Genomic DNA, 15917 nt, shown 5'->3' with positions numbered 1-15917 from the left:
GTCTCCTTGTCGAAAACCGGCCTGCACGCGTCATTGCTTGATTACGTCGGCCCCTTTGGGCGGCGTAAAGCGGAACACGTTGGCCGGCAGTTGCGGATTCTTCTGGATGTTCGAGAACGTCAGCAAGGTGGTGTTCCCGAAGGCGTCGCGCAGCTCCATCCCCTGCAGCTCGCCGCTGCGAAAGCCGATGGCGATGCGCTCGAACTGGGTGTCCTTTGCCTTGGGGGTGAGTTCGGCCCAGTCGATGCCGTCTTTGGTACCGCCTTCCTTGAGCGTGAAGTTCTTGGCCAGATCGTTGCTGCCGAACAGGATGGCGGCGGGGCTGGAGCCCAGCGACGCATCGAGCTTGCGCTCCGTGATCTGGTTCAGGTCCTTGTCGAAGATGTAAAGCATCTGGCCGTCGGCCGAGAGTTGCTGCTCGTATGGCTTCACATAGCGCCAGACGAAGCGGCCCGGGCGCGAGAAAACGAAATCGCCGCTGGAGGTACCGGCCACGCGCAACGGGCTGCCGTTGGTGCCGCCCTTCACTTGTCGCTGGACGAACTCTCCGCGCGCGGTGCTGACGTTGCTCACGAACGCATTGAGCTGTTCGACTGCGCCCGCATAGGCGCCGGCCGACCATGCCGCCAGCGAAACCAGCCCGACGGCCATCAGGTGACGTGCTTTCAACACAAACATAGGAATCCCGGTTTCAGTTGATCTTATTCTTAGTGGCCGGCCGCGCCCGAACATTCCGCAGACGCGGTAACGCGATGTAACGGCAAGTGCGCGCAACATGCGGACAGCGTCATTCCTCTTCGACGACGTTGCCGTTGCGGTTGGGCGCCAGAATTTCGCGGTTGCCGTTGCCGGACATGGCAGAAACAAGGCCCGCCTTTTCCATGTCTTCGAGCAGGCGTGCGGCGCGGTTGTAGCCGATACGCAGGTGACGCTGCACCAGCGAGATCGAGGCACGGCGGTTCTTGAGCACCACGTCGACGGCTTGGTCGTAGAGTGGGTCAGCCTCGCCGCCACCGGCGCCGACAAGACCCGCGCCGCCGCCAAAGCCATCGCCGCCGCCCTCGCCGTCGGCCACACCGCCTTCGAGAATGCCTTCGATGTAGTTCGGCTCGCCTTGCGATTTGAGGTTATCGACGATGCGGTGGACTTCCTCGTCCGACACGAACGCACCGTGCACGCGCACCGGCAAACCGGTGCCGGGCGCCAGATACAGCATGTCGCCCATGCCCAGCAGCGCTTCGGCGCCCTGCTGGTCAAGAATCGTGCGCGAGTCGATCTTGCTGCTGACCTGGAACGCGATCCGCGTCGGCACGTTGGCCTTGATCAGGCCCGTAATCACGTCCACCGACGGACGCTGCGTCGCCAGCACCAGATGGATACCGGCGGCACGCGCCTTCTGTGCGATCCGCGCGATCAGCTCTTCGACCTTCTTGCCGACCACCATCATCAGGTCGGCCAGTTCGTCGATCACGATGACGATCATCGGCAGCTTGTCGAGCGGCTCCGGCGCGTCCGGCGTCAGGCTGAACGGGTTGGGAATCTTCTCTTCACGCGCCGCGGCTTCTTCGATCTTCTTGTTGAAGCCCGCCAGGTTCCGCACGCCCATCTTGCTCATGAGCTTGTAACGGCGTTCCATCTCGCCCACGGCCCAGTTCAGCGCGTGGCCAGCCTGCCGCATGTCGGTCACGACCGGGCACAACAGGTGCGGAATGCCTTCGTAGATGCTCAGTTCCAGCATCTTCGGGTCGATCAGGATCAGGCGCACCGCGTCGGCCTTGGCCTTGTACAGCAGCGACAGGATCATCGCGTTGATCCCGACCGACTTACCGGAGCCCGTGGTACCGGCCACCATGCAGTGCGGCATCTTGGCCAAGTCGGCCACCACCGGCTTGCCGGCGATGTCCTTGCCCAGCGCCAGCGTGAGCTGCGATACGCTCTCGTTGTAGACCTGCGAGCCGAGAATCTCCGACAGGCGCACCGCCTGGCGCTTCGGGTTCGGCAGCTCCAGACCCATGTAGTTCTTGCCCGGAATCGTCTCCACCACGCGGATCGACACCAGCGACAGCGAACGCGCCAGGTCCTTGGCGAGGTTGACGATCTGGCTGCCCTTCACGCCCGTGGCGGGCTCGATTTCGTAACGCGTGATGACCGGGCCAGGATAGGCCGCCACCACCTGCACATCCACGCCGAAATCCTTGAGTTTCTTCTCGATCAGGCGAGAGGTGAATTCCAGTGTCTCGGCGCTCACGGTTTCCACAACCGGCGGGATCGGATCGAGCAGCGCGAGCGGCGGCAGGTCCGAATCGTGAATGTCGACAAAGAGCGGCTGCTGCTTTTCACGCTCCACGCGTTCGCTCTTGACCACGGCGGTCGGGCGCACGATCTGCACCGGCGGCGATTCTTCAATGCGCACGCGGCGGGTTTCGACCACCTCCTCGCGCTCGACCTTGGCTGCCTCGCCAATGGCCCGGTCCTGCTTGCTCTCGCGGCGCGTCTTGAAGCCGACGAACAGCATCTCGACGCCTGCGCCGATCTGCTCGGCCAGGTTCAGCCACGAAAAATGGAAGAACAGCGACAGCCCGACCAGGAACGTGAACAGCAGCGCCAGCGTGCCGCCAGTAAAGCCCAGCGAATGCTGCATCGCCCCGCCGATCACATCGCCCAGCACGCCGCCCGGCGCACGCGGCAGCTTCATGTGCAGCGAGTACATGCGGATGGCTTCCAGACCCATGCTGGAAGCCAGGATGAGCGCAAAGCCGATCCACGTGACACTGGCGTCAACGCGCGGCATGGAGGTGCGCGGCAGGCGCTCGTCCGACATCAGCTCGCGCCAGCCGCGCCAGACCTTGCGCACCAGCAGCACCGCCCACCAGTAGGCGGACGCGCCAAAGACAAACAGCAGCAGATCGGCCAGCCACGCGCCCACGCGGCCGCCCAGGTTGCGGATTTCGTCGACCTGGCTGGCGTGGGTGAAACCGGGGTCGGCCCGGTTGTATGACAGAAGGATGATCAGGAAGGCGATGGTCACCGCCAGCAACAGGAACCAGCGGACCTCCCCCAGCAGCCGTCCAATGCGGGACGGCAGTGCGGAGGGATCGGTGCGGGTTGTCGGAGTGGTGGAAGCTCGAGCCATGCGGGAGACGGGTGCGCCGCTTGGGCAAGGCCGCGCGGCTTGGTGACAGCACAAAAGGACAGCACAAATGCGATGCCGAGGATTGTAACGCGGCCCTATCACCGCCATTGGAATTTACAACCGGGCAGACGAGGGGGTGCCACTTTATAATGGCGCCCATCACCCTCACCTAGCCTGCACGGCGGCGCTCCACCCCTCGTGCCGCGCACACACAGAACGCATCATGGCAAAACACGCAAAAGTGCTGATCCTTGGCTCCGGCCCCGCCGGCTACACGGCCGCGATTTACGCTGCCCGGGCCAACCTGAACCCCGTGCTGGTCACCGGTCTGGCACAGGGCGGCCAGCTCATGACCACCACCGACGTGGAAAACTGGCCGGCTGACAAGGAGCACCTGCAAGGCCCCGAGTTGATGCAGCGCTTTCTGGAACACGCCGAGCGCTTCAAGACCGACGTGCTGTTCGACCACATCCACACCGCGCATCTGAATGAGAAGCCGATCCGCCTGGTGGGCGATTCGGGCGAATACACCTGCGATGCGCTGATCGTCTCCACCGGCGCTTCGGCCCAATATCTGGGCTTGCCGTCGGAAGAAGCCTTCGCGGGCCGCGGCGTGTCTGCCTGCGCAACGTGCGACGGCTTCTTCTACAAGGGCCAGGAAGTGGCCGTGGTGGGTGGCGGCAACACCGCCGTGGAAGAAGCGCTGTACCTGGCCAACATCGCCAGCAAGGTCACGCTCATCCACCGCCGCGACAAGTTCCGCGCCGAGCCGATCCTGATCGACCGCCTGCATGAGCAGGAGAAGAAAGGCAAGATCGAGATCAAGACGAACATGGTTCTCGACGAGATCCTGGGCGATGACTCCGGCGTAACGGGCGCCCGCCTGAAAGGCACGAACGAGAACGAAGGCAAGACCGAAGAGCTCAAGGTGGCGGGCGTGTTCATCGCCATCGGCCACAAGCCGAACACCGACATCTTCCGCGGCCAGCTCGACATGAACGACACGGGCTACATCCGCACGAAGAGCGGCCTGGATGGCATGGCCACCGCCACCAACATCCCGGGCGTGTTCGCCGCGGGCGACGTCCAGGACCATATCTACCGCCAGGCCATCACCAGCGCCGGCACGGGTTGCATGGCCGCACTGGACGCCCAGCGCTACCTGGAAAGCCTGGAATAAGCGTCATCGCGCCGGGGCTTCCGGGCGCAAACAAAACGGCCGATGGGTGACCATCGGCCGTTTTGCCATGTGCGGCACCTTCGTATAATCGACACACGCTCCACCCCCGATGTGCTCGCCTGCCCTTCACCATGAAACGCGCCCCCTCCCCCGCCAACAAGCTCAGCCTGACCGACCTGGCCGGTCTGCGTGACCAGCTCAAGCACGAGACGGAAGCACGCGAAGCCGCACGCCAGCGCGCCGAAGCCGCCGCACGCAAGGCCGCAGAAGAAGCCAACGTGTTCCGTGCCAGCATCGGCGAGGTGAGCGCGCTACGCCAGAACAAGCGCGTCGAGCATCCGCGCAATCCGCCCGCGCCCGACCCCGTGCATTCGCGTGCCGAAGAGCAAACCGTGCTGCGCGATTCGCTGTCGGATGAATTCGACGTGGACAACCTCCTGGAAACCGACGACACGCTTTCCTACCGTCGCCCTGGCATTGGCGACGACGTGCTCAAGAAACTGCGCCGCGGCGAGTGGGCCACGCAAGACCAGATCGACCTGCACGGCATGCGCCGCGAAGAAGCCCGCGAGGCGCTCGCAGCCTTCCTGCGCCGTGCCGTACAGCGTGGCATCCGCTGCGTGCGCGTGGTCCACGGCAAGGGACTCGGCTCGCCCGACAAAACGCCCGTGCTCAAGGGCAAGGTGCGCTCGTGGCTGGTGCAGAAGGAAGAAGTGATCGCTTTTGTCGAGCCCCGCAACACGGCTGGGGGCGCTGGCGCGGTGCTGGTGCTGCTGCGCCAGCCGCACGGCTCCTAAAGCACAGTCCTCCCATTCGCCCCGCTCATCACAAGAACAACACGCATATGCACGTGACCCGCCTGCAACTGGTGATGCACTGGGTGGAGATCCTCGCGGTCTTCTCGTTTGCCATCTCTGGGTTGGCGGAGGCCAAACGGCGCCGGCTCGATGCCGTGGGCGCATTCATCGTTGCGTTCCTGACCGCGTTCGGTGGCGGCACATTGCGCGATCTGCTTCTGGATCGACGGCCCTTCTACTGGATCGAGCACGAGCAATACCTGCTCGCGCTGTTCGTGATGAGCCTGTTCGCCAACTGGGTGATCCGACTGGTGAGCCAACTGGTGTCCGATCGCGTGCTGATCGTGGCCGACGCCATCGGCATGGGGCTCTTTGGCGTGCTGGGCACGCAACTGGCGCTCGATGCGGGCGTGCCGGTCTTCGTGTCGGTGATGATGGGTGTGATCACGTCGGCCTTTGGAGGCCTGCTGCGCGACGTGGTCTGCAATGAAGTGCCCATGCTGCTGCGGGACAATCACCCGTACGCAACGTGCGCGTTTCTCGGGTGCTTCCTTTACGTCGGGCTGACGCACACGGACTTGCTGCCAAGCGTGTCCGTGGTGATCGCCACGCTGGCGATCGTGATCGGGCGGCTAGCGACGCTGCGCTGGAACATCACCCTGCCGCGCTGACCGGCGCGAGCGCGCCGGCCACAGAAAAAGGCTTCAGACCGCTGCTTCGTCCTTCTCGCCGGTGCGGATGCGAATCACCTGCTCCACCGGCATCACGAAAATCTTGCCGTCGCCGATCTTGCCAGTCTTGGCGGCCTTGACGATGGTGTCGATGACGTTCTCGACCTGGCTCTCGGCCACCACCACCTCGATCTTGATCTTCGGCAGGAAGTCGACCACGTATTCCGCACCACGATACAGCTCGGTGTGGCCCTTCTGACGGCCAAAACCCTTGACCTCGGTGACGGTCAGGCCGGTCACCCCCACGTCGGCGAGCGACTCGCGCACTTCGTCCAGTTTGAAGGGCTTGATGATGGCGGTGATCTGTTTCATGGTGTCTCGCTCACTAGTTGGTGAAGTATTCAAGCATCCAATAATACTGGAGCCGGTTAATGCGCACATCCCGGGCGATGCCGGCCACCGTCTGCAGCAGCGTCGGATCGTCCGGAAAGTTCTTCAGCACATCGTGCTCGCTGCCATCGCGCAAGGGGCGACGCTGCCACGTGTTGCCATGTTCGTCGTTGTAGGCAATGGGCGTGCTTGAGCCGAACACATACTGGTTATCGAACCACAGCACACGCACGCCGGGCCCCAGGGCGCGGTGCAACGCTTCGACGTGCTGGCGCAAGCGCTGCAGCGGCACATGCGACCACCAGCAGCCTGCCGTCATCACATCAAACATGCCAGGCGCAAAAGGCAGCGCATCGTTGTCCGCGCGCACAAACGACGCCCTAGGGATGTCCTTGCCGCGCGCAATGCGCAGTACGGTGTCGTTGTAATCAGCGCCGACGATGCTGCGCGCGTCCGTCATCGCCTCGGTCCAGAAACCGGTGCCGCACGCCAGATCCAGCACCCGCGCACCGCGCGTCAGATCACGCACGCGCGCCTTCAACCACGCCAAATCCCCCTGCCGTTCCGGCCTCGCATAGATGCGTTCGTATTCGGGGGCACGCTTGGCGTAGTAGTCGAGCATGGCGGCGGCTTACTCTTTGAAACGCGACGTAATCGGATACCGCCAGTCGCGCCCGAACGCCCGCTGCGTCACGCGAATGCCCACTGGCGCCTGACGCCGCTTGTACTCGTTGATCTTGATGAGGCGCACGATCTTCTGCACGTCGGCCTCGGCAAACCCCGCAGCAATGATGTCGGCCACCGGCTGGTTCTGCTCCATGTAGCGCTGCACGACGGCGTCGAGCGCATCGTATTCGGGCAGGCTGTCCTGATCGGTCTGGTTCTCGCGCAGCTCGGCTGACGGCGCGCGGGTCAGGATGCGCTCAGGAATCACTTCCGACAACGAATTGCGGTAGCGGCACAGCCGGTAGACCAGCGTCTTGAAGATGTCCTTGATGACGGCAAAACCACCGGCCATGTCACCGTACAACGTGCAGTAGCCGACCGCCATTTCGCTCTTGTTGCCGGTCGTCAGCACGATGCTGCCGCTCTTGTTGGACAGCGCCATCAGCAGCGTGCCGCGAATGCGCGCCTGGATGTTCTCTTCCGTCGCATCTTCGGGTAGCCCGCGGAACTCCTCCGCCAATGCGCCCTTGAATGCGTCGAACATCGGGCTGATGGCGATTTCGTCGTACTGCACGCCCAGCCGAGCCGCCATGTCGCGCGCATCCACCCACGAGATATCGGCCGTGTAGCGCGAGGGCATCATCACCGCGCGCACACGATCGGCGCCCAGCGCATCGACGGCAATCGCCAGCACCAAAGCGGAATCGACGCCACCCGACAAGCCGATGATCGCGCCGGGGAAGCCGTTCTTGCCGAGGTAATCGCGTACGCCCAGCTTGAGCGCCTCGTACACCTGGGCTTCCAGCGAAGGCTCCGGCACGATCGCGCCCGGCAGCGCGCGTCCGCCGCCGAACTGCGCGTAGCCGACGCCCTCCACAAACTGCCCCATCCTCACGACGACGTTGCCTTCGGCGTCGAGCACGAACGAGCCGCCATCGAAGACGAGCTCATCTTGCCCGCCGACCAGGTTCGCATACACATGCGGCAAGCCCGATTCCTTTACGCGGTCACCGATGATCCGCTCGCGCAGGTCTTCCTTGTCGAGGTGATACGGCGAGGCGTTGGGGATCAGCACAACCTGCGCACCGGCAGCCTTGGCATAGGCCGTGGCCGTGGCATACCAGGCGTCTTCACAGATGACGACGCCGAAGCGCGTGCCGTCCACTTCGAACACAAAGGGCTCGGTGCCGGGCTGGAAGTAGCGCTTCTCGTCAAAAACCTCGTTGTTGGGCAATTCCAGCTTGTTGTACCGGCCGACCACGCGGCCGTCCGCGGCCACTGTGGCGCTGTTCGTGGGCTTGGGCAACAGGCCGGGGGCCGGGGCTTCCACCGAGAGTTGCGGGTGCCCGATCAACACGTGCAAACCCGGGAAGGCCGCCAGTTCGGCGATAAGCGCGTCAAGCGCGCGCGCGCTGGCATCAATGAAGGCCGGGCGCAGCAGCAGGTCTTCGGGCGGATAGCCCGTGAGCGACAGTTCCGGCGTGAGCAGAACGCGCGCACCAGCCTGGTGCGCTTCGCGCGCGGCGGCGACGATGCGGGCAGCATTGCCGGCGAAATCGCCGACGGTGCAGTTGATCTGGGCGAGAGCGACAGAGACGGTCATGGGGGCAATGTGGATTGCAAGCGCGGCATTCGAAGCTGGAATTAGAATCGGCGGCATGACCTCTCGCCCCCTTTTTCCCGAGCCCCAAGCGCGCGCTGGTTCGCGGCACGAATTAGCCAATTATCGCATGCGACTTGTGACCGATCTGCGTGACATTGGCCGCGATGCGTGGGACGCCCTGCTCGCCCTGCAGCCCGAGGCAACGCCCTTCCTGCGTTTCGATTTCCTGCACGCCCTGCATGAGAGCGGCAGCGCATCGCCCGACACCGGCTGGTCGCCGCAATACCTGACGCTGTGGGAAGACGGCCCCGATGGCGAAGTGCTCGCTGCGGCCGTACCGCTGTATGTGAAGGGCCACTCCTATGGCGAGTACGTCTTCGACTGGGCGTGGGCCAATGCGTATGCGCAGCATGGGCTGGAGTACTACCCGAAATGGCTGTCCGCCGTGCCGTTTACGCCAGTCCAGGGCGCGCGCTTGCTGGCGCGGGATGCGGCTGCCCGCGCGGCGCTGCTCGACACGTTGCTGGCGGTTGCGCGGCAGAGCGAGTTGTCATCGCTGCATGTGCTCTTTCCCACCGCCGGCGAGGCCGAGCAAATGCGTGCGGCCGGCATGCTGCTGCGGCAAGGGGTGCAATTCCACTGGTGCAATCCGGGCTTTGCCAGCTTCGACGACTTTCTGGCCGCGCTGGAACAAAAGAAGCGCAAGAATATCCGCGCCGAGCGCCGCCGCGTGCACGACGCCGGCATTACGTTCCGCCATGTGCCCGGCGCAGCGGCAACAGACGCCGACTGGCGCTTCTTCCACCGCTGCTATCGCACCACCTACCGCGAACATCACTCGTCGCCGTATCTGAACCTGGAGTTCTTCCGCCAGATCGGCCAGACGATGCCGGAAAACCTCCTGCTGGTGGTCGCCTCGCGCGACGGCAACGACATCGCCAGCGCGCTGCTGGTGGTCGACACACGGCCCGAAGCGTCCGTCATGTACGGCCGCTACTGGGGTGCGATCGAACATCACCCCTGCCTGCACTTTGAGACGGCGTATTACCAGCCGCTGACGTACTGCATCACGCACGGCATCCGCACGTTCGAAGGTGGCGCGCAAGGCGAACATAAGATGGCGCGCGGCTTCGAGCCGGTGGCGACGCTATCGGCACACTGGCTGGCGCACCCGGCGTTTGCCGATGCAGTCGGCAGGTTCCTCGACCGCGAGACGGCCGGCATGGAAGCGTATTTGGATGAACTGACAGACCGCTCGCCGTTCAGGCAACGATCAGAATCGGATTAGCGGCGGGAAACGGCGGAGGGGGGGAAAGACCGCGTCCGCACGAGCGGCGGACGCGGAAGCAAAGCTTAGTGTGCGGCAGGCTTCTGCCGGGCGATCACGCAGTGTGCGGCGTTCGAATCAACAGCCATGGCGGTCGATGCAACGGCACGCTCGCCAGCGTGGGCGGCGTCCGGCGGCCCAACCAGCAGCGCCCACACAGTAAATGCGGCCATGGCCACAGCGGAAAGCACGGGAACGACAACGGTCTTGTTCAACATCGCAGTACCAAGGGTTGGAGTCAAACTTGACGGGGAGTCTAGAGGGGCCGTTTCCGGTGGGCAAATGAGCGTTTCTTAAATCTCTGTGTAGCAGAACTACCGGGCGGTAAGTATGCAAAACTCGTAGAGAACTCCATGAAACGCATACAACGACCTAGCCCCGGCCGCAGATGGCGCTCTGACGCACGCCGACAAATCCGTGCGCATGGCGCTGATGGCCACTTCGCAAAGAAAAAATCCCGGCGCTCCATCCGGAGCCCGGGATTTGTCAGACACGCCGTATGGCGAAATCCTGAAATTGCTTACTTCTTATAGTTGGCAACGCCGTCGGCGATTTCCTTGTGGGCTTCTTCAATGCCGCCCCAGCCTTCGACCTTGACCCACTTGCCGGCTTCCAGCGCCTTGTAGTGCTCGAAGAAGTGCTTGATCTGATCCAGCAGGTTCTGGCCGATGTCCGACAGGTCGGTCATGTGGGCCGTGGCCGGGCTCAGCTTGTTGACAGGCACGGCAACCAGCTTGGCGTCCACGCCGGATTCGTCGGTCATCTTCAGCATGCCCAGGGCACGGCAGCGCACCACGCAACCGTGGATGAGCGGGAACGGCGTGACGACCAGCACGTCGACCGGGTCACCGTCGCCCGAGAGCGTCTGCGGGATGAAACCGTAGTTGGCCGGGTAGCGCATGCCGGTACCCACGAAGCGGTCCACGAACAGCAGGCCGGTTTCCTTGTCGGCTTCGTACTTGACCGGGTCGCTCTGCGCCGGGATCTCGATGATGACGTTGAAATCGTTGGGGATGTCCTTGCCCGGCGAGACGTTGTTGAAGCTCATGGAAATGCTCCGGAATGCGCGAACTGCGTAAAAACGCGACGCAAATGGTTGGAAAGAAACGTGAAAATCTGTCGGCGGGCATTATAGCCCCTGACACCCTGCCGCTTCCCCTACCCGGCCTGCACCCGTGCGAAAATCGTGCGTTGCCGATCTTTTGCAGGAACCCCCCATGCATGCCCAGCACTTCATCGCCAACCGTCTGATGTCGCCCGACTCGGGGATGCGCATCAAGGTGTTCGACCCGTCCGACGGCCAATCCTTTGCCGAGATTGCGCGCGGCAACGCCACCGACATCACCGTGGCCGTGCACGCAGCGCGGCGTGCGTTCGAGGGCGTCTGGGGCCAGTTGCCGCCAGCCGAGCGCGGCCGTGTGCTCATGCGCGTGGCCCTGCGCCTGGCCGATCACGAAGAAGAACTGGCCCGCCTGGAAGCCCGCGACACCGGCAAGCCCATGCGCCAAGCGCGCGCCGACGCCCGCGCCGTGGCCCGCTACTTCGAGTTCTACGCCGGTGCGGCCGACAAGCTGCACGGGCAAACCATCCCCTACCCGGCCGATACCACCGTGCTGACCGTGCGCGAGCCGCATGGCGTAACGGCACACATCATCCCGTGGAACTACCCGATGCAGATCTTCGGGCGCAGCGTGGGCGCTGCACTGGCGGCGGGCAACGCATGCGTGGTCAAGCCGGCGGAAGACGCGTGCCTGTCGATCCTGCGCGTGGCCGAGCTGGCCGCCGAGGCAGGCCTGCCCGACGGCGCACTCAACATCGTGACCGGCTATGGCCACGAAGCGGGTGCGGCACTGGCTGCGCATCCCGGCATCAACCATGTGTCGTTCACGGGATCACCGGAAACGGGCAAAGCCGTTGTGCGAGCGGCGGCAGAAAACCACGTGCCCGTGACGCTGGAACTTGGCGGCAAATCTCCGCAAATCGTGTTTGCCGACGCCGATCTGGAAGCGGCCATTCCAGCCGTGGTGAACGGCATCATCCAGAACGCCGGGCAGACGTGCTCTGCCGGCAGCCGCGTACTGATCGAGCGCAGCGTGTATGAGGCGATGCTGGACCGGCTGGCCATGGTGTTCGAATCCATCAAGGTCGGCCCGTCGTCGCTGGATCTGGATTGCGGGCCGCTCATCAACCCCAAGCAGCAGCAACGCGTATGGGATTTCGTCTCGGATGCGCAGCACGCCAACATTCCGGTGATGGCCCAGGGCCAAGTGGTGCCCGAGGCGCCCGAGACCGGCTACTACCAGGCGCCGATGCTGCTGCGCGATGTGCCGCACACGCACCGGCTCGCACAACAGGAAGTGTTCGGCCCGCTGCTGGCCGCCATGCCGTTCGATACCGAAGCCGAAGCGCTGGCCCTGGCCAACGGCACACCGTACGGCCTGGTGGCTGGCGTGTGGACGAACGACGGTGGCCGCCAGATGCGCCTCGCACGCAAGCTCAGGGCCGGCCAGGTCTTCATCAACAATTACGGGGCGGGCGGCGGCGTTGAACTGCCCTTCGGCGGAATGGGCCAATCGGGCCATGGGCGCGAGAAGGGCTTTGAAGCGCTCTACGGTTTCACCACGCTCAAGACCATCGCCATCCGTCACGGTTAAGGCGCAACGCAACATCCACCCACAACACGAGGAGACACCATGCGGCTTGCCGGCAAAATCGCCATCGTCACGGGCGCGGGTTCGGGTTTTGGAGAAGGCATCGCCAACACCTTTGCCCGCGAAGGCGCACGCGTCGTCGTCAATGACCTGAATGCGGAAGCCGGCGAACGCGTGGCCAGCGCCATTCGCGTGGCCGGCGGCGATGCGCATTTCGTGCACGCTGACGTGTCGAATGGCGATTCCGTCGCCAAATTGCTGGGCGCCACGCTGGGGCGCTATGGCGATCTGCACATCGTCGTGAACAACGCCGGCACCACGCACAAGAACAAGCCCCTGTTGCAGATCACCGAAGATGAGTTCGACCGCGTGATGGCCGTCAACGTGAAGAGCATTTACTGGACGGCGCATCACATCGTCCCGCACTTCCGGGAGCGCGGTGGCGGCGTGTTCGTCAATGTGGCGTCCACCGCAGGCATCCGGCCGCGGCCGGGGCTCGTCTGGTACAACGCCAGCAAGGGGGCCGTCATCACGGCCAGCAAGGCGATGGCGGCGGAGCTTGGCCCCGACAAGATCCGCGTGAACTGCGTGAACCCGGTGATGGGCGCCACGGGCCTCATCGAGCAGTTCATGGGCGTACCCGACACCCCTGAGAACCGCGCGCGCTTCCTGGCGACGATCCCGATGGGGCGGCTCTCCACGCCGCAGGATGTGGCCAACGCATGCCTGTATCTGGCGTCGGACGAAGCGGAGTTCATTACCGGCACGTGTTTGGAAGTGGACGGCGGGCGCTGCGTATAAACCCTGCCGGCGGGCGTCTTGGCGCATTCGCCCGAGAAGCGCAGAATGCTGTGGCGGTTTTCCAGGCCGAGGTAGGTAACGAGGAGCACTCGGCCTGAACTCACAACAATTCTGGAGACCCGATGGCCACCACCACCCCACCCACCTCACCGGTCGGCGGCGCAAGCACGCTGCCGCCCCAGTCCACAAGCGCGCTTGAAGAAGCCACGTACCGCAAGGTGACGTGGCGCCTCGTTCCGTTCCTGCTGCTGTGCTACGTGGTCGCGTATCTCGATCGCGTCAACGTGGGCTTTGCCAAGCTGCAGATGCTCAACGACCTTAAGTTCAGCGAGACCATCTACGGCCTGGGCGCGGGCATCTTCTTCATCGGCTACTTCCTCTTTGAAGTGCCGAGCAATGTGATCCTGCACCGCGTGGGCGCGCGCATCTGGATTGCACGGATCATGATTTCGTGGGGCATCATCTCGGCGGCCATGATGTTCGTGACCACGCCGGCCATGTTCTACGTAATGCGCTTTCTGCTGGGCCTGGCAGAAGCCGGCTTCTTCCCGGGCATCATCCTGTACCTCACGTACTGGTATCCGGGGCAGCGGCGTGGGCGCACCACCACCTTCTTCATGACGGCGATTGCGCTGTCGGGCGTGATCGGCGGCCCCATCTCAGGCTGGGCGATGAAGGCGTTTGGCGGCGTCTACGGCCTAGCCGGCTGGCAGTGGATGTTCCTGATCGAAGGCATTCCCTCGATCATCGTCGGCATCTTCGTGCTGGCTTATCTGGACGACCGCATCAGCCACGCGAAGTGGCTGACCGAGGAAGAGAAGGCGCTGCTCGCCCGCAACATCGCCGCCGAAGACGCCGAGAAGGAAGACCCGCCCATCCGCACCGTCATGGCCAGCCCGCGCGTGTGGCTGATGAGCCTGATCTACTTCACCTTCGTGATGGGCCTGTATGGCGTGAGCTTCTGGCTGCCGACACTGATCAAGCAGACCGGCGTGGCAGATCCGTTCTCGGTGGGCTTGCTGACGGCGATTCCGTACGGCGCGGCAGTCGTCGCCATGGTCTTGGTGGCCCGCAGCGCCGACCGCCTGCGTGAGCGCCGCTGGCACATCGCGATTCCTGCGGTGGTGGGCGCGGTCGGGCTCGTACTGTCCGCCGTGTGGCACACCGACACCACGCTGGCCATGGCCGCCCTCACGCTCGGCACCATGGGCATCCTGACCACGTTGCCGCTGTTCTGGAGCCTGCCGACTGCGTTCCTGGCTGGCACCGGCGCCGCCGCCGGCATTGCGCTCATCAATTCGCTGGGCAACCTTGCGGGCTTCCTGAGCCCCTACGCCGTCGGCTGGCTGAAAGACGCCACGCAGAGCACCGATTCCGGCATGTACATGCTGGCCGCGTCGATGGTGCTGGGTGCAATCCTCACGCTTTCCGTACCGGCACGGATGGTGAACAAATAGGCGCCGTCACCAGCAAGAAAAAAGGCCGGGGTCATCCCGGCCTTTCTCATTTCACGGCAAGCAATGCGCTTTGGCGATAGTGGCGCTGGGCATCTTCCATGCGCTCCGTCTGTTCGAACATCTGTGCAAGCGCCAGATGCGCATGGGCGCGCAGGTTGCCAGAGTGATCGGCATCGGCGTACTTCAATGCCGACTCCAGGTTCGACTGCGCCTTGCCCCAGAGCTGCTCCTTGAAGCACAGCATGCCGAGCGTGTAGAACAGGTCGGCATCTACCGGATGCTGGGCGAGCCATTTCTCGGCCTGCTGGATCAACGGCAGGGCCTTGCCCGGCACTGCGCAATCGGCGTAGCGACGGATCAGGCGGCTATCCCAATGCGTCTTCAGGCCATCTTCAACGATGCGCTTGGCATCATCGGTGCGACCAAGCTGCGCGAAATACAGTGCCGCCAGGGAGGCAATGCGAGGCGAGCGGCGCTCCTCCGTGGTCAGCTCGCGCCAGAAGCTGTTCAGCGCATCGGCATCGTGGCGGCGCTCGGCCAACAGCGTTTCACACGCCATCTGCTTGAGTCGTGCGGCCAGCACGGAATGGATGGCGTTGCGCTTTTCCAGGGCACGCGTGAGGCGCAGCACCTCACTCCAGTTCTTCAGATGCTGATGCGCACGCAGGGCAATGCGTTGCGCCTGAATCTGCCGCGAGCCCTGCGATTGCAGTTGCGCGATCTTCTCCAGCGCACCTTCCGCATCGCGTGCGTCGACCAGCAATTCGGCCATCGACACAAGCTTCGCCTGCTCACGATCGGGCGAAGACACTTCGGCCATCCAGGCGTCGCGGCGCTCGGTCTCCTGCATGCGGTGTGCGGCACGGGCACCGATCAGCGCGGCCGTTTCGCGCTGCGGCTCCCAAGCCTGTGCTTCGCGCGCCTGGCGCTCCGCATGGCCAAAGCGCCCGGCAAACAGGCTTTCCATCGCTTCGCGCAGCGCGGCAGACGCCTTCAGGATGCGGTTGCGCTCGCGATACGCTGCAGCACGCGCCGGCATGCCGGCCACATGGTGGAAAAGGCGCATCACAAGATGCAGCACCACGAACGTCGCCAGCAGTGCCGCCAGCACGAAATTGAGCGACATCTCGACCCGGTACGGCGGGTAGAACAGCACGACGTTGCTCAGGTTGAGTTCAGTAAACAGCGCCAGCCCAACGGCGGCAGCAAACAGGAGCGCGACCCAGAATACCCAGCGCATG

At 64.1% G+C, this 15917-nt stretch carries 15 protein-coding genes; 7 read left to right on the top strand and 8 right to left on the bottom strand.

Translation table 11 applies throughout. The features are described from left to right. Nucleotides 1–30: 30 nt before the first annotated feature. The gene (lolA, locus tag DOD19_RS03385) at nucleotides 31–678 is read right to left on the bottom strand and encodes an outer membrane lipoprotein chaperone LolA (protein WP_112183985.1); all 648 of its coding nucleotides are present in this window, start codon (nucleotides 676–678) and stop codon (nucleotides 31–33) included. A 109-nt stretch (nucleotides 679–787) separates the two neighbouring features. Next, nucleotides 788–3133 (bottom strand): DNA translocase FtsK, encoded by a 2346-nt coding sequence (locus DOD19_RS03380; RefSeq protein WP_024975078.1) that lies wholly within the window; start codon nucleotides 3131–3133, stop codon nucleotides 788–790. Nucleotides 3134–3356: 223 nt separating this feature from the next. On the opposite strand from DOD19_RS03380, the gene trxB reads away from it, so the two are divergent. From trxB to DOD19_RS03365, 3 genes are all read left to right on the top strand, one after another. Then, complete coding sequence (gene trxB, locus DOD19_RS03375) at nucleotides 3357–4313, top strand: thioredoxin-disulfide reductase (protein WP_112183983.1); 957 nt, start codon at nucleotides 3357–3359, stop codon at nucleotides 4311–4313. 131 nt (nucleotides 4314–4444) lie between these two features. Beyond that, nucleotides 4445–5110, top strand: coding sequence for a Smr/MutS family protein (locus tag DOD19_RS03370; protein WP_112183981.1), 666 nt, complete (start codon nucleotides 4445–4447; stop codon nucleotides 5108–5110). Nucleotides 5111–5157: 47 nt separating this feature from the next. Continuing rightward, nucleotides 5158–5781, top strand: coding sequence for a trimeric intracellular cation channel family protein (locus tag DOD19_RS03365; protein WP_024975075.1), 624 nt, complete (start codon nucleotides 5158–5160; stop codon nucleotides 5779–5781). 33 nt (nucleotides 5782–5814) lie between these two features. Here the strand turns inward: DOD19_RS03365 and DOD19_RS03360 are convergent, their stop codons facing one another. From DOD19_RS03360 to DOD19_RS03350, 3 genes are read right to left on the bottom strand one after another with little or no spacing between them, the layout of a single operon-like run. After that, entirely contained in the window at nucleotides 5815–6153 is a 339-nt protein-coding gene (locus DOD19_RS03360; RefSeq protein WP_004631293.1) for a P-II family nitrogen regulator, read from the bottom strand. 13 nt (nucleotides 6154–6166) lie between these two features. Beyond that, a complete protein-coding gene (locus DOD19_RS03355) occupies nucleotides 6167–6793 on the bottom strand; it encodes a class I SAM-dependent methyltransferase (protein WP_024975074.1) in 627 nt (208 codons plus the stop codon). 9 nt (nucleotides 6794–6802) lie between these two features. Next, complete coding sequence (locus DOD19_RS03350) at nucleotides 6803–8440, bottom strand: NAD+ synthase (RefSeq protein WP_112184321.1); 1638 nt, start codon at nucleotides 8438–8440, stop codon at nucleotides 6803–6805. Between the two features lie 55 nt (nucleotides 8441–8495). Between DOD19_RS03350 and DOD19_RS03345 the strand changes: the two genes are divergently transcribed. Next, a complete protein-coding gene (locus DOD19_RS03345) occupies nucleotides 8496–9728 on the top strand; it encodes a GNAT family N-acetyltransferase (protein WP_024975072.1) in 1233 nt (410 codons plus the stop codon). Nucleotides 9729–9793: 65 nt separating this feature from the next. On the opposite strand, the gene DOD19_RS03340 is transcribed toward DOD19_RS03345, so the two are convergent. Both DOD19_RS03340 and ppa read right to left on the bottom strand, forming a co-directional pair. Next, nucleotides 9794–9985: a hypothetical protein gene (locus DOD19_RS03340; protein ID WP_024975071.1), complete on the bottom strand. Its 192-nt coding sequence runs from the start codon at nucleotides 9983–9985 to the stop codon at nucleotides 9794–9796. A 302-nt stretch (nucleotides 9986–10287) separates the two neighbouring features. Beyond that, nucleotides 10288–10815 (bottom strand): inorganic diphosphatase, encoded by a 528-nt coding sequence (gene ppa / locus DOD19_RS03335; RefSeq protein WP_024975070.1) that lies wholly within the window; start codon nucleotides 10813–10815, stop codon nucleotides 10288–10290. 169 nt (nucleotides 10816–10984) lie between these two features. Between ppa and DOD19_RS03330 the strand changes: the two genes are divergently transcribed. The 3 genes from DOD19_RS03330 (at nucleotide 10985) to DOD19_RS03320 (ending at nucleotide 14676) form a co-directional block, all read left to right on the top strand. Then, entirely contained in the window at nucleotides 10985–12421 is a 1437-nt protein-coding gene (locus DOD19_RS03330; RefSeq protein WP_024975069.1) for an aldehyde dehydrogenase family protein, read from the top strand. Nucleotides 12422–12460: 39 nt separating this feature from the next. After that, nucleotides 12461–13219: an SDR family oxidoreductase gene (locus DOD19_RS03325; RefSeq protein WP_024975068.1), complete on the top strand. Its 759-nt coding sequence runs from the start codon at nucleotides 12461–12463 to the stop codon at nucleotides 13217–13219. Between the two features lie 122 nt (nucleotides 13220–13341). After that, complete coding sequence (locus DOD19_RS03320; RefSeq protein WP_112183979.1) at nucleotides 13342–14676, top strand: MFS transporter; 1335 nt, start codon at nucleotides 13342–13344, stop codon at nucleotides 14674–14676. A 46-nt stretch (nucleotides 14677–14722) separates the two neighbouring features. On the opposite strand, the gene DOD19_RS03315 is transcribed toward DOD19_RS03320, so the two are convergent. Continuing rightward, nucleotides 14723–15916, bottom strand: coding sequence for a heme biosynthesis protein HemY (locus DOD19_RS03315; protein WP_112183977.1), 1194 nt, complete (start codon nucleotides 15914–15916; stop codon nucleotides 14723–14725). Nucleotide 15917 lies beyond the last annotated feature (1 nt).

It is taken from the genome of Ralstonia sp. GX3-BWBA (genome assembly GCF_003290055.1).
Taxonomy (GTDB): Bacteria; Pseudomonadota; Gammaproteobacteria; order Burkholderiales; family Burkholderiaceae; genus Ralstonia; species Ralstonia holmesii.
The sequence above is the reverse complement of the archived record's forward strand: the minus strand, read 5'-3'. Positions and strand labels throughout refer to the sequence as shown.

Coding starts and splice junctions, on each gene's coding strand:
- DOD19_RS03325 (WP_024975068.1), top strand. CDS start 12,461: ATGCGGCTTGCCGGCAAAATCGCCATCGTCACGGGCGCGGGTTCGGGT.
- DOD19_RS03315 (WP_112183977.1), bottom strand. CDS start 15,916: ATGCGCTGGGTATTCTGGGTCGCGCTCCTGTTTGCTGCCGCCGTTGGG.
- DOD19_RS03365 (WP_024975075.1), top strand. CDS start 5,158: ATGCACGTGACCCGCCTGCAACTGGTGATGCACTGGGTGGAGATCCTC.
- DOD19_RS03345 (WP_024975072.1), top strand. CDS start 8,496: ATGACCTCTCGCCCCCTTTTTCCCGAGCCCCAAGCGCGCGCTGGTTCG.
- DOD19_RS03350 (WP_112184321.1), bottom strand. CDS start 8,440: ATGACCGTCTCTGTCGCTCTCGCCCAGATCAACTGCACCGTCGGCGAT.
- DOD19_RS03360 (WP_004631293.1), bottom strand. CDS start 6,153: ATGAAACAGATCACCGCCATCATCAAGCCCTTCAAACTGGACGAAGTG.
- DOD19_RS03330 (WP_024975069.1), top strand. CDS start 10,985: ATGCATGCCCAGCACTTCATCGCCAACCGTCTGATGTCGCCCGACTCG.
- ppa (WP_024975070.1), bottom strand. CDS start 10,815: ATGAGCTTCAACAACGTCTCGCCGGGCAAGGACATCCCCAACGATTTC.
- DOD19_RS03320 (WP_112183979.1), top strand. CDS start 13,342: ATGGCCACCACCACCCCACCCACCTCACCGGTCGGCGGCGCAAGCACG.
- DOD19_RS03370 (WP_112183981.1), top strand. CDS start 4,445: ATGAAACGCGCCCCCTCCCCCGCCAACAAGCTCAGCCTGACCGACCTG.
- DOD19_RS03380 (WP_024975078.1), bottom strand. CDS start 3,133: ATGGCTCGAGCTTCCACCACTCCGACAACCCGCACCGATCCCTCCGCA.
- lolA (WP_112183985.1), bottom strand. CDS start 678: ATGTTTGTGTTGAAAGCACGTCACCTGATGGCCGTCGGGCTGGTTTCG.
- trxB (WP_112183983.1), top strand. CDS start 3,357: ATGGCAAAACACGCAAAAGTGCTGATCCTTGGCTCCGGCCCCGCCGGC.
- DOD19_RS03355 (WP_024975074.1), bottom strand. CDS start 6,793: ATGCTCGACTACTACGCCAAGCGTGCCCCCGAATACGAACGCATCTAT.
- DOD19_RS03340 (WP_024975071.1), bottom strand. CDS start 9,985: ATGTTGAACAAGACCGTTGTCGTTCCCGTGCTTTCCGCTGTGGCCATG.